General features: G+C 30.8%; 8 protein-coding genes. All 8 read right to left on the bottom strand.

Features of this window, described 5'->3' with window-relative positions:
• Window positions 1-242: 242 nt before the first annotated feature.
• The 8 genes from HMPREF2801_RS05985 to HMPREF2801_RS05950 all read right to left on the bottom strand — a co-directional run bounded on the left by HMPREF2801_RS05985 (window position 243) and on the right by HMPREF2801_RS05950 (window position 14722).
• Window positions 243-899, bottom strand: a complete 657-nt coding sequence (locus tag HMPREF2801_RS05985; protein WP_070611178.1) for a DNA-binding protein — start codon at window positions 897-899, stop codon at window positions 243-245.
• Window positions 900-942: 43 nt separating this feature from the next.
• The gene (locus tag HMPREF2801_RS05980; RefSeq protein ID WP_070611177.1) at window positions 943-8586 is read right to left on the bottom strand and encodes a helicase-related protein; all 7644 of its coding nucleotides are present in this window, start codon (window positions 8584-8586) and stop codon (window positions 943-945) included.
• An 82-nt stretch (window positions 8587-8668) separates the two neighbouring features.
• On the bottom strand, window positions 8669-9382 hold the full coding sequence (locus HMPREF2801_RS05975) for a hypothetical protein (protein WP_070611176.1): 714 nt from the start codon (window positions 9380-9382) through the stop codon (window positions 8669-8671).
• Window positions 9383-9433: 51 nt separating this feature from the next.
• Complete coding sequence (locus tag HMPREF2801_RS05970; RefSeq protein WP_070611175.1) at window positions 9434-10393, bottom strand: DNA cytosine methyltransferase; 960 nt, start codon at window positions 10391-10393, stop codon at window positions 9434-9436.
• On the bottom strand, window positions 10386-12107 hold the full coding sequence (locus HMPREF2801_RS05965; RefSeq protein ID WP_070611174.1) for a DNA topoisomerase 3: 1722 nt from the start codon (window positions 12105-12107) through the stop codon (window positions 10386-10388). Before HMPREF2801_RS05965 ends, HMPREF2801_RS05970 begins: the two co-directional genes overlap by 8 nt.
• A gap of 92 nt (window positions 12108-12199) precedes the next feature.
• A complete protein-coding gene (locus HMPREF2801_RS05960; protein WP_070611173.1) occupies window positions 12200-13183 on the bottom strand; it encodes a nucleotidyl transferase AbiEii/AbiGii toxin family protein in 984 nt (327 codons plus the stop codon).
• Window positions 13176-13787: a DUF6088 family protein gene (locus HMPREF2801_RS05955; RefSeq protein WP_070611172.1), complete on the bottom strand. Its 612-nt coding sequence runs from the start codon at window positions 13785-13787 to the stop codon at window positions 13176-13178. The genes HMPREF2801_RS05960 and HMPREF2801_RS05955 overlap by 8 nt, the downstream gene beginning before the upstream one ends.
• Window positions 13788-13861: 74 nt before the next feature.
• Window positions 13862-14722 carry a CD1107 family mobile element protein gene (locus HMPREF2801_RS05950; RefSeq protein ID WP_054253447.1) on the bottom strand — a complete coding sequence of 287 codons (861 nt, stop codon included), beginning with the start codon at window positions 14720-14722 and terminating at the stop codon, window positions 13862-13864.
• Between the last annotated feature and the right edge of the window lie 7 nt (window positions 14723-14729).

Below are 14729 nucleotides of genomic sequence, written 5' to 3'. Positions count from 1 at the left end.
ATCAATATTCTTCTAATATTATTATATACTATATCTCAGTATAAATTAGTTATTTCAATATCTTATATTTTGCCTACTGCTTTCTAGTTATTTTTTACTCTTTTATTTATTGTAACCTTATCAATAATAAATCACAGCTAACTTTTGTGTATTAAGCAAAAATTTGTAAAAGATTCAAATAATACTTTAATAATCATTGTTTATTCAACAAAAAATAAAGGCAGTCCGAAGACTGCCGATTTTTATCTTTCTGCACCTTTGCTATGGTCTTTCTTATTTGATTTAGTTTTGTCATCTGTCTTAAAGCTTTTTATTTGCCCTAATATGGACTTTTTATCTTTATCTTTACTCTTTACTTGTTCTTTTGCTTTTAAGAGCTTAGAAGACAAAATACGAACATTCTTATGTTCCTTGCCGTTGTTATCAATGCTTGTTTTTACTTGTCCAAAGATTTTAACAAAATCTCCTTGTTTTAGGTTCTCTATATCTTTTGTCTTATCTCCATAGGCTGAACAATTGGTATAAATTTTATTCCCATCGTCATCTTTTGAAACAATTGAAAAGTTGCTTACCTTGAACTTTTCTCCATTAGCATTTTCTCTTTCCAGATTTTCTACTTTGCCAGCTATATTACCCACGAGATTTATGAGGTCGTCTTTTTCTTCTAGTTCATTGGTATTTTCAACAATCTTACCTTGTTCTTTCATATCATCAATCATATAGTCAAAGTCATCATTTAATAGACCTGTTGTGTCTTTGATCATAAATAAAACATAGGCTTCTTCAAGTGCCTTTTCGTCAGTAACACCTTTTTCTATGCTCACAAGTGCTTTTATAAAATCCTTGTAATTATCATTCATCATTTCTTCTAAGTTTTCTCTAATATCTTTGTATTCCATAATTTCCTCCTTGTACTAAATAAGGAGAGCCTTTCGCCCTCCTCTATCTTTCTTGTGCTTTTTCGTTTTTTTCTTGATTTTTATCTTTTTCTTCTTCCGATTTGAATTTGGATATTTGTCCCAATATTGATGGTTTCTCTTCTCTTGCGTGAAGATTATCCTCTACATCATAAGTTGATTCAAAGTAATCACTATCTTTAAAATCATTGTCATACCTATCTGGTATTCCATCATTATCAAGATCTTTTGCTAGTGGATCATAGAAGTTTCCATCATCATCTATTTCTAAGCCTAAGGCTTGTTCTAAATCTTCTTCATCTACTGATACCAGATAATCAAAACTAGACATCTTTATGGCTTCAGTCATATCTTTAATAGCTTGTGAGTTAGATATATCTTCCTCTACAAAAGATTCTGTTCTAATAGCTACATTATCTACATACTGAGTCCATGTTTTTTCTTCCAAATTTACCTCATATTGTATAGAGTGCTTCCCATCAGGTGTTTCTGTATAAGCAAGTCCTATATGGCTTAAATCAGGGTATAGTTTGTCAAAGTCTTCATAGCTATTAGATTCTGAAAACTCATAGTTAGAATAATCTACTATCGCTCTCTTTAAATCTTCTAATAATGGTGATTGATTTTCTAATTCTTCTACTTCTCCCATATCTAAAAGTTTATTAATCTCAGCTAGTCTTAGAGTCTTATCCCTTAACTCATCTGCTTTTTCAAATGGTTTAGTTAATTCTACTTTGGCATTTTCTAAAGATTCTTTATAGTTTTCAAGGTTTTGATTTAATCTATCAAGTCTTGCAGGCATTTTTTCAATGGCATTATCAAGTCTTGTTATATTGCCATCAGTAGAGTTTGAAAACTCTCCGAAGTATTCTGCTTTTCCTAGGAGTTTAAAATTGTGAGTATTAGTCATAAAGTTATATGAAACTTGTAAGTCTAAATTTCTATATTTACCAATGACCTTGCTATCATTTATTTTTACCTTTTTTATTTCTTCTAATAGCTTCTCTCCAGCTTCTTTCTTATCTAAAACTTTATTTCCACCAAGACTTATTGAAGTAAATTTGCTGTCTCCTTCTCCTAATTTCTCGACACTTGCAATATCTTCTTTAACTGCTTGTATTTCCATTTCAGTTTTCAAAATACTTTGAGGATAAATTTTATTTACCTTATCCTCAAGCTTATATTTATTAGACTTGTAGTTTGCTTCAAGCATTTTTAATTTTGTAACTTCGTTATCTAAATCCATCTTTTCTTTAATCAGAGGATTGCCTGTAGCTAAAGCTTTAATTTCTGAATAAGATAGGCTTGCTTCATCAACATCTTCTGCAACTCTTACTGGAGTTTTTGAAGTCATAATTTGAGAAATGAATTTCTGCTTATTCTCTATCGTCTGCCACAAATAAGAATCAAAGGTATTCTCTGTAACATATCTAAAAATATTTACCCTATCATTTTCATTGCCTTGACGAACAATTCTACCACTTCTTTGCTCTAGGTCAGACGGTCTCCATGGGACGTCTAAATCATGTAAGGCTATTAATTTGTTCTGTACATTTGTACCTGCTCCCATTTTTTGAGTAGAGCCTAATAACACTCTTACTTCTCCTCTTCTTACCTTGGAGAATAATTCGTCTTTTTGTTTGTCTGTATCTGCTTCGTGGATAAAGGCTATTTCTTCTTTAGGTATTCCCATATTCACTAGCTTATTTCTAATATCATCATAGATATTAAATTCTCCATCTCCCTTTGGTGTGGACATATCTGAAAATACTAATTGGGTCGATGATTTTTCTTTTGTCTTATCCCAAATCGAAAAGATATTTTTAACGCATACATTTACCTTTGAATTAGGATCATCGGGAAGTAGTGGATTTATTAATCTTTGGTCTAGGGCAAGTTTTTTACCATCATTTGTAATTTTTAGCATATTATCTTCTGTTGGCTCGACTTGATTATTTCTAACTGCGTCAGCTCTTTCTGAAATAGCTTCTAATATTTCTTTTTGTTCCTCAGTAGGTTTTGTTTTAATAACTTCAAAATTTGCTTCTGGTACTGGCAAATTTAACATATCTGAAGTCTTTATATCTGCTACTTCTTTAAACATAGACATCAACTCTGGCAAGTTATAAAACTTTGAAAATCTTGTCTTTTGCCTATATCCAGTGCCTTCTGGAGATAATTCAAAGGTGTTTTCTGTTTCTCCAAAAGTAGAAGCCCAAGCGTCAAAATGTTCTAATCCTCTTGCCTTTAAATCGTCATATTGAAGGTATCTTTGCATAGTATAAAGCTCTGTCATTGAATTTGATATTGGTGTACCAGTAGCAAATACAACTCCCTTGCCATCTGTCATTTCATCCATATACCTACATTTCATATACATATCTGAAGACTTAAAGGCTTCACTCTGACCGATACCAGCAACATTTCTCATCTTTGTATGCAAGAATAAGTTTTTGTAATTATGAGCTTCGTCTATAAATAACTTATCTACTCCTAGTTCTTCAAAGGTTATTACATCATCTTTTTTAAAGTCATCATTTAGTTTTCCAAGTCTTACCAAGAGTTTCTTCTTTGTCTTTTCTAGTTGTTTTACTGTGAAATTTTCCCCTCTATTTCTTTTATTCTCATCAATAAAGGAAACTATATCATCTATTTGGTCTTGTATATGCCTTACCTGGTATTCCTTAGACATCGGTATTTTTTCAAATTGAGAGTGTCCTATGATGACCGCATCATATTCTCCTGTTGCAATCCTACCAATAAATCTTTTCCTATTTTTTGGTTGAAAGTCTTTTTTATCTGCCACCATAATATTTGCTGACGGATATAATTGCATAAACTCTCTCCCGATTTGAGTGGTTAGATGGTTAGGAACTACAAATAATGATTTACTTGCAAGTCCTAACTTTTTAGATTCCATAGCAGAAGCTACCATTTCAAAAGTTTTTCCTGCTCCTACTACATGGGCAAGTAGTGTATTTCCACCATAAAGTGTCCTTGCTATGGCGTTTTTCTGATGTTCTCGAAGTCTGATTTCAGTATTCATTCCATCAAAAGTTAAGTTAGAACCATCAAATTCTCTATTTCTAATTGAATTGAATTTTTCATTATAAATCTTTTCTAGCCTATATCTTCTATCAGGATCTTCAAATATCCAATTCTTAAATTCTTCTTTAATCAGTTCTTGCTTTTGACTTGCAAGCATAGTTTCTTTTTTGTTTAATACTGAAGTCTTAGAACCATCATCATTTATTACTTGGTCAAATACTTTTGTATCTTTTAGATTAAGAGCATTTTCAATTAGCTTATAGGCATTTACTCTACTTGTACCATAAGTCATGTTAGCAAGGTCATTAGTTGAGTCAACACTTTTACCTTCAATATTCCATTCACTTGTATGTGGTGAGAACCTAACATTTATATTCCACCTATCATAGCCAGGTGTTTTTAAAAGATTAAAAGTAAAATCTTCTATATCTTTTTGAGGTATCCAAGTTGCTCCTAACCTTACATTTATATCAGAAGCAGTGAGTTCTTCAGGCATAACTTCTTGTAATTTTTCTCTTTGATATTTGAGCTTGCCTAACTCGTTTAATAATGTGTCTTTCTTTTCAGAAGCTGCTAAAGCTATTACATTTTCAATTTCTCCAATATATGAATTGAGATAGCCAATCTTTTCTCTAATATTTCCACTTAAATACTCATCAGCCGATACATATGAAAAATGAAATGGATCGTCATTGTCAAAGTTCTCAAAGGGCATTCTGTTATTTATTAGGTCTGTATCCTTAATATCTAAAAATATCTCGCCCTCAAGCTCACCAATTAATGTGTCCCTATCTTTATTAGTGATAGATTCCATATATTCAAAATCTACATATCCTTTTTGTGAAACTGATAAGACTAAGGCTTCAAGGGAAGTATCTACATGGTCTACTACTTTTGCCTTTGTTATTGTTCTTTTTGAGAATATATCACTCTTAGCTTTGAAATTATCCTCATCATCAAGTATTTCTATTGATGAAACCAAAGGAAAGTTCGAGTCTTCCTTTAAGGCTCTAGTGTTTGATAAAGAGTTAATAAAGCCATGTTTCTTTGAAAAGTTATCATAGACCTCATTTAACTTTGTTTGTGACTCTTTTATTTCCTCGTCTGAAAAATCGTCCTTTTGTTTTTCTATTACATCTTTTAAAGCATTCATTACATCAAGATAATCTTTTATTTTTTCTTTATTTTTATCTGATATATTCTGCTTAATTAAGACTGAGTTTTCTCTTAAGTAGACCTCTTCATCAATAATAGTGTAAGAAAAGTTTTTAACATCATCTGTTGCTGGAAGACTTAATTCTTCATCTTCCAATAGTTCGACCTCTTCATATTTTGAATTTGAAGATATTTCCTTACTTGCAAGATCCATTAAATCCTTTAGATTTTCATCTTCTCTTTCATCACAAGTAATAGTATTGCCAAATCTACCAGATACTTCTTTCATATCCCCTAATACCATTTTAGGATTATCTACAAAGTATTTATTGTAAGTCAAACCCTTTTTATCAGTTGCTAGGTGTATCCAATCGTCATCTCTTTCTATAACTGAATCTCTCTTTTTTAAGAAAATAATATCTGAAGTAACTTCTGTACCAGCAAGACCTTTAAATGTTGTATTAGGAAGCCTCATAGCTCCTAAAAACTCACATCTAGCATTAATATATTTTCTAACAGATTCATCTTTTTTATCCATAGTTCCAGATGAAGTTATGAAGGCAATAATTCCTCCATTCCTAACCTTATCTATTGACTTGGCAAAAAAATAATCGTGAATCAGAAAGTTATTTCTGTTATATTCACGATCGTTTACTTTAAAATCTCCAAAGGGAACATTTCCTATAACTAAGTCAAAGAAATTATTTGAGAAGTTTGTTTCTTCAAAGCCTTTAATTTGAATATTGGCTTCAGGATAAAGCTCTCTTGCTATTCTTCCGCTTAGACTATCTTTTTCTACTCCATATACTTTAGAGCCTTTTATTTCACTTGGCATATTACCAATGAAGTTACCAACTCCTGCAGACGGTTCAAGGATATTTCCAGTCTTAAATCCCATATCTGTTAGAGTCTTATATATTCCATCCATTACCTCTCTAGGTGTATAAAACGATGTTAAGGTAGACTCTTTAGCATTCAAATACTCTTCATTTGTTAGATTTTCTTTTAAAATATTCCTTGCTTCAAGCCATTGCCCTCCTTTTTCTTCATCAAAGACATCGGCAAGACCACCCCAACCTAAATAGTCAGCAAGATATGCTTGTTCATACTCTCTTGGACTCCTATTTTCATTTTCAAGTCTTTTTAGCATTTTAATAGCTTTGATATTTTTATCTAGCTTTTCTGATGGTGTTAGGTATTCTGAGTAGATATGATTTTTCAAATCATAATTTCTAGCAAAACTTAGCCTTTCCTTATTAGGTTCATATCCTAGATTCTTTAAATCTTCTTTACCTCTCAATAAGTTTTTGGCTGCTTCCCTAGGCACATTGTATCTATCCATCATTTGGTCAATTTCTGGATTGAACTTATCAATAAAGCTTTCTTGTTCTACTTGTCTTTCAGTTTGTTTTTCATACTCAGATAATTTGTATATCTCATAATTTCCACTATCTAAAAGGTCATCAATCTTTCTACTTTCTTCAAATGTTTCACCCTTATATAAGGGAATTTCTTCTCCATTAACTTCTACTTTAGTTCCTGTTTCAATCAAGTTAATTCCATCAAAGATCTTCTCATCTTCGAAAATAAATTCCTTACCAACCTTTACTACTAGTTTTTCTGATGTTTGACTTATATTTTCAAAGATTTCTTCAAGGTATGAATCGTTTCTATATGGAATTACCTCCGAACCCCTAATCATACCTCCTAGATATTCCATATTATCTCTAATGGTTACAGTTTTAAGTCCTCCACTTAGTTTATCAAAATCTGTAATGGTAAAGTCCTTATCTTTATATCTAACCTGATCACCTATTTTAAATTTAGGCTCTATCTTTTCCTTAACTTCTTCTTGTAAAGATTTTTCCTCACTTAATGTAACTTGTTCTTCTAAATATGAAAATTCACGCTCATTTACTTCTTCACCATCACCAAGGTCAAGCCTATAGTGCTCGACAACTTCGCCATCTATATAGTGGTCAAAATAGAATTTGAAATATCCGATATAATCATCAGTCATTTCTCCAAATTCATTTTCTCCAAGAGTTTGATTATGGGCTTTAACATCTATATCCTTTTGTCTTAGGATATTGATTAAGTCTTTGGTTACTATCTTCCCACTATAATCGGGAACTAATTCGTGGTTTCCATTAAATTCTACAATCCAATAATCTTTTCCGTTTTCAGTGTTTTTGCCATCAAAAAAAGAAGCTTCATCAGCTTCCTTTTCTTGGCTTATTTCATTTTCTAAGCTTCCACGTATTCCTTGATTGCTATTCTCTTCACTGTTGCCATCAAGTTGTTCATCTGTCCTTGGTATTCCTCTGGATTCTCTCTCATCATCTTCTCTGTCAATCCTTGTGCCTTCATCATCTTGACTTTCTCTCTCTTGATAAAGTCCACTGCCTGATTCTGAATTTCCTTCAGATGATTCAAAAGTGTTTTCTCCTCGTACATTTCCTGAAGTTTCTTCCAGTTCTCCATGTCCTCGCTCCCCACTAGATAAGACAGTCTTAGAACTGCGTATGTTGGATTCGGAAATCTCTCCATAAATTCCAGATCCTTCTCCATCATGTCCAAGGTTTTCTCCTCGATCTTCATCGCTATTTCCTCTGTCGCTTCCATCTGTGAAAACTCGTCCATCTCTAATTCTTGACCTATCATCTCGTCTATATAAATCATCTTGACCTCCTCTATATTCATTTATATTTTCTATATCTTTATTATAGTCGCCACCGGTCCTTTCTGTCAGCAGCCTAGCACGATCTATTTCCTTAGATCTTTCTATTGTGCTATCTATAATATCTTCACTAACCCTTGATATTACAAGACCTATCTGCTCTAAAGAAATTGTATTAATCCTCGAAAAATTATTTTTTAAATTTTCCATATCCATAGGATAAACTGTATTAAACCTATTAGCTACCGCATAGGATATTGAGTCCCTCATAAACTTTTCAAAACTCAGTCTATCCTCTATATCTATTCTCAAGTCAGCAAGAGCCAAGCTAATATATTCATCTCCATAAATTCGACTCAAAGAAAATATATTTTCATTGAGTGAATCACTAGCTTCAAATGAAGAATCTCTTATTATTACTTTTAAAGCCTCCTTATGGTTTTCGTGGTCAAACTGCCATAAGCTAACCTCATTAATATTCCTATCCATTGATGTGGTCTGACTAATATCAAAAATATATGAAATTCTTTGATTTATATCACTTCCAACTAAAATTGGAATACCCTTTTGACCTCTCATAACAACTCTGCCAAAATATTTTTTCCACATATCAAATGTCGCACAAGCTCTAGCTTCAGGTTCTTTGTTGTATATACTTAGTTGGCTAGAAAAATCATATTTTTGATTGTTACCTATAACTTTTAAGAGTTTTAAATATTCTTTTTCATCTTGCAAAACTTCATACTTTATTGCTTCTTGTATATTCTTAAAATCATTTACTTGCATTTATTACTCCTTCCATTTTTGAAACTAAAATGACGGCAGAGTTTTATTTTTCTACCGTCTATTATCTCTAAATTTCACTGGATTATTTCCTTAAATCTAACGTAAGTTTTTTATCTTTTAATATTTGAATATATAAGTCAACTGTTCTATTTCTGGTTTTAATTATGGAATAATACAAAATATAAAAACACAACAAGTATAAAATTGTCAAAATAAATATGATAAATACATATCCTATGTTTTCCATAAAATTGTCTATATTTCCTTTAGTTATTATTGAAGAGAAATACCCCAAGATTATTCCTAGAAATCCAATAATTAGAGACTTTATATTTAAATATAAGTTGCTTTTTCTTAATTCCATAAAAATTCTTGACTCCCTACTACCCACATCCTGACTAGATTTTATTAATTTATCCAAATTATCCTTATTTATCTCTATTCTCTCTTTTAAGAAAATCTCATCTACAGACTTATTTGCAATTATTTTTTCTTCAATTTTGAAATCTAAATAATAATCTATTATAGAGCATATAAGGAAAGTCGGCATCCAAAAAACATAAATTATTTTATATAGATTGTTGCCTTTATATATAAATGAACATAAAGATGTAGATATTAAAATAATTATAAAAAATACAAATAATTCTGATTTGTAATATGATTTAAACCATGCTTTGAAATCATCCCAATATTTTTTTGATGTAAATTTATATTTGTCATTATATTTAACTTCAAATTCTAAATACAGATACTGTGGATTTAAATTATTATATTCATTAATTTCATTACTCATAAATAAAACCTCTCATTAATTTTTTATTTAATTATATATACCCATTTTAAATTAATTATTTTCTACCTCCATTCTATGAATTTCTTTTATAATAGCCATTAAAATATCGACCACAATAGAATTGCCGGCCTGCTTATATAGTTTACTTGAGGTGCAATCTTTTCTTCTTGGATGTACTTCCTCTAATTTATCTATATCACTGTCATCAAAACCCATGAGTCTTAAACATTCTCTTTCTGTTAAATACCTATACTGACTATTTCCAATATCAATTATTCCAGAATTAGGAACTCTCATCTGTTTTGTAGAAATAGTATAAGAAAAAGCTTTAATCACTTTTAATCGCCCTTTAAAACTATTATCTATGCCTTTATTTAAAAATTTCAGCATATAAGGTTGGGTTATTGTATAAAGTTCACTTACATCCTTTTCTAAAAATTCACTTAGTGGGCTTGTTTCTTTCCTCTCCAATTTATTAAAAGAAAAGTTATTTGCTCCAAGACATGAAACAACAAATATCCTTTCTCTTTTTTGAGGTATCCCAAAATCCATTGCATTTAAGATTTCATACTTGCTTTCATATCCTAGGCTCTCTAACTCTTTTAGATAAATAAAAAAGGAGTCCCTCATATTTCTATCAAGGACTCCCTTTACATTTTCCCAAATTATCCATTTAGGTTTTTCTTTCATTTCTTTAATTATTCTAATGGTTTCAAATAGTAAGCTTGATCTAGTTCCTGAATTCTTTACTCCTCCTAGCTTTTTTCCTATTCTTGAAAAGTCTTGGCAAGGACTTCCATGCATAATTAAGTCTATCTTTTCATTAGGACCTTTATATCCTACTACTGATTTTGACTTATAATCTTCTCCATAAAGTGCATTGTATGATTTAACACAAGCCTTATCTATTTCTACATAATCAACAACTTCATAAGGTATCTTTAAATTAATAAAAGCCTTTCTAATAGCACCTATGCCCCCGAAAAGCTCTAATATTTTCACCTTATTCATTTAGATTATTCTTGTACCTATCTACAAGCTCCCTTATACTATCTTCGATCTCTCTTAAAAAGTCTTCTTTATCTACTTCACCAGAGCTAATCTTTGCAAGTTTCATTTCCCATTCAGATGTTGTTTCAGCTGATTTAAACTTATCTTCTACAATCGATACAAGCCTATTGCCTTTTTCTGTTACTAGTAAATTTTTCTTGTCTCTTCTTATGAGATCCTTATGGATAAGATTTTCGATAATTCCTGCTCTTGTGGCTGGTGTTCCTAAACCTTTTCTCTCCACTTCTATATCTTTATCCAAGGATTCTACTCCTGCACTCTCCATAGCCTTTAAAAGTGTATCTTCATTATAATGACTTGGAGCTTTTGTAAATTTCTCTGATATGTTTTTAGAAGTTAGTTTAATTTTATCTCCAGTATTTACATCTGGTAATTCATTTTCTTGTCTTTCCTTTCCATAAGTCTTTAGATATTTTGTATAGCCTTCATCTATTACAGTCTTTCCACTTGCATTAAAGTTAAACTTGTCATATTCATATCTGATTTTTCTACTTGATTCCTTTAAGTTATCCGAACATGAAGCAAATAATTTATCCTTAATTAGATTATAGATTTTGCATTCTTTATAAGATAAATCTTTGGCTTTTCCAATACCTGATATAGTAGGAATAATTGCATAGTGGTCTGTAACCTTAGATGAATTAAAAATAGACTTAAAGTTTGATTCATTGATTTTAAAATCTTCTTCAAGTCCTTCTAATGATTCTTTCATAGTATTAACCATGTCATCGGTTAAATATCTACTATCTGTTCTTGGATATGTGATTAGCTTCTTTTCATACAAGCCTTGTGCCAGATTTAAAGTATCATTTGCTGAATACCCAAAATATTTATTTGCTTCTCTTTGTAAGGTAGTGAGATCATAAGGTTTATCTGGTTTTGTGCTTATTTCTTTATCTTCTACCTCTGTAATAACTATTTCATCTTCTAGTAGATTTAATAGTTGTTCAGCAACTTCAATTTTATCAATCCTATCTGATACAAGTTTTAATCCTTCATAAGATAGGTCAACTGTATAATATTTTTGCTTCTTAAATAGGTTTATTTCGCTATCTCTTTTAGCTATCAAATATAGAGTTGGTGTTTGTACTCTACCAACTGAATATGTTTCCTTGTAAATGCAAGAATAAAGCCTACTTAGATTCATTCCTACCAGCCAATCTGCAATGGCTCTTGCACTTGCAGATCTATATAAGTCTTCAAAGTTTTCTCCGTCTTTAAGATTTCTAAAACCATCTTCAATAGCTTTGTTTTCCATTGAAGATATCCAAAGTCTTTGAATCTTCTTCTTACATTTAGCTTGATTATATACAAGCCTAAAAATAAGTTCTCCCTCTCTTCCAGCATCACAAGCATTTATAACTGTGTCGATGTTCTTATCGTTTAAAAGTTTCTTTAAAACTCCATATTGTTTCTTAGTACTTTTAGATACTTCATAAATATATTCTTCTGGAATTATAGGAAGAGTGTCTATTGTCCATTTCTTCCATTTTTCGTCTATCTTATCTGGACTTGCCATTTGAATTAAATGACCGACACACCAAGAAACAATGTATCCATTCCCCTCATAATATCCGTTTTTTCTTGTTCTTGCTCCAATTACTTTTGCAATTGTAACTGCTACACTTGGCTTTTCTGCTATTACTAACTTCATTAATACCTCCATAAATAAAAAAAGAGCGAAAGATTTCTCTCTCGCTCAAAGTATTTCTCCTGAATATCATATTATTTTTGGGAGAATTCTACTTACTTATTAATTTCTTTTTCTAGTTCTTTAAGAACTTTTATAATCTCTTCAAAGTTTGGATAGTCTCCATAAATCATTTCTGACATAGCCTTATAATCTTTTTCTATTTCAGAAAATCGAAACTCTCTTGGAACTAACTTCAATCTATCATTTAATGCATCTTCATACCTTGCCCACTTTCTAGGGTAGAATTTCATTTTAAATTCAGTCACTTTCTTTAGTAATTCTTTATCCTCTAAGGCTTTGTTTTTAAAATCTGAATTTGCTATTTTATATAGGTCATAAAAGTGCCTTGCATACCTATGTGGCATAGGATAAGATTCTGGTCTATTTGCTTCGTGATGAAGTATAGTTGCCTTTTCCCAAAAAGTTCTCTCTGCTGAGACTGTTCTTATATTAGTTTTTTCTTTAAATACATTTGGGTATGCTTCACTAATTATTGGTGAAATTTTAACTCCAATTGCAGGTGTCCACGCTGCAAGGCTTCCTATTTCAAGTCTTATATTTTGTGTTAAATAATTAGATTCAAAGATTTTAGGATATTTACATAGAATTGTTTGTGGATGAAGACTATCAACCCAAAATTCAAAGTCCATGTCATTTAAATCTTCTTCTAAAACTTTTAAAAATTCATCTCTTAAAAATTCTTCTGTCTTTTCTTTAACTGCTTTGTTGAATTTACCTTGCTTGGTATTTGACCTTTCAATCCATGGTTCTTTTTCTTCATAGCCTAATACTCTCCAATCTAAGATTAAATCTATATCTTCAGAAAATCTTTCAATGAGTCCAAAACATTTTGAAAGTGATGTGCCACCCTTAAAGGTTAAATATTCTTTCCATTTATTTTCATTAAATAGATAGTCTAAGATAAAAGTAACCCAATAGTCTTTTTCAATGACTGCTTCAGATATATTTTTCTTTCTGGCTGTATTTACTATTAAAACTCTTAAGTCTTCTTTGTTTTCTATATAAAACTTATTCATTTTGACCCTCACAAATTTCTCTTATTACTTCATATATCCATGATGGAACTGATTTTGACTCGTTCATTAAGTCTATTCTTTCTTTTTCACTTAAGTTTTCTCTTATCTTTTGTATAACTTCGCTGGTTATATCTTCTTTACCTAAAGACTTAATTGCTTGAATAACTGTTGCAGTCTTTAGTGACATATTAGCAATTTCTCCTGGATTTACTTTTTTAAATTCTAAAACCGTATCCCCAATTTTATATTCCTTATATCTTCCACTAGATATATATTTATAGTGAGTTGGAACTTGTGTTGAAAGTCCTAATAAGTTTAAGGCTGTGCTATTATATGGTGCAATATTCCAATTGTATTTTCTTGCTATAGCAAGTGCCAACTCGTGAATTGATACTGCTTCGTACTCTCCAATTAATTCACTGTATCTTGGATTATAATAGAATCCATTAATTACTCTTGTTATTTTATTTTCACTAACTAGTTGATTTAAAGTTCTACGAACAGTTTCATTTCCTGCTATATCTAAAAAATCATTGTTTATAAAAACTTTCCTGCTATCAAAATCATTAATTCTATTTTTTATTTGATCTAAATAAGAATTCATTTTGCACCACCTTTCTCCCGAATATTGTATCATATTCGGGAGAAATATTCAATTTAGATTAAATTTTCATATCCTTATAATAGTTCATCATCTTCATCTAAAAATTCTTCATGACTTTCTTCATTGTCAGATTCATCTTCTGACTCACTAATATAATCCTCATCATCTTCTTCAAAGTCTTCCAACATTTTATCTTCTTTAGCTTTGACTACCTTAAAATAATATCCTGCTCCTACAACTCCTCCAATTACAAGTACAACAATTAGAAATGAACCTATCCCACTTTTCTTTTCTTCTTTTACTGGAACAGTCTTAGGTTCTTCTTTTTTTACTTCTTCTTTCTTAGGCTCTTCAACCTTTATAGTATTTTTATCTTCTGATTCAATCATATTAAGTAGGTCTTGCTCTCCTACTTCTGTTAATAATCTTACATTATCTTGATTTGATGAGTGATCTACTATTAGGTGCATAGTTTTTCCACTTTTAGTTTGAAATGTTAAAAATTGTCTTACATCTACTGGATTTTCTTTATCTTTTTCTGTATCTCCACTTGGTGTAATATCTTTTCCATTCCTATCGACATTTTCAATTACTGAACCTCTTGCCTTATTTTCCCCAGTCGCAAGATTATTTACTGCCTTTGTATTACCACCTTTTACAAGTGGTGTTTTCTTAGGAGGATTATTTGAAGGCTTATTTGCTTCACTTGTATTTCCTGGTATTCTTGGAACATCTTGATAAGGAATTTCTTCTTTTGATGGTGTAAAAACATCTTCTTTCAACATTTTTTCAAATTCTTCTTTTTGTGGTTCATAGATTGATTTGTTTTGACTTTCAATCTGTCCTTCATTTGTCATCGCAAATGTAGTTGCTGGTACTGTAAATGTAAAAAGGAGTAACGCTATGGCTACTCCTCGTTTAATACTCTTATTCATTTTTCTA

The organism is Peptoniphilus sp. HMSC062D09, assembly GCF_001811425.1.
Lineage (GTDB): Bacteria > Bacillota > Clostridia > Tissierellales > Peptoniphilaceae > Peptoniphilus_A.
The sequence above is the reverse complement of the archived record's forward strand: the minus strand, read 5'-3'. Positions and strand labels throughout refer to the sequence as shown.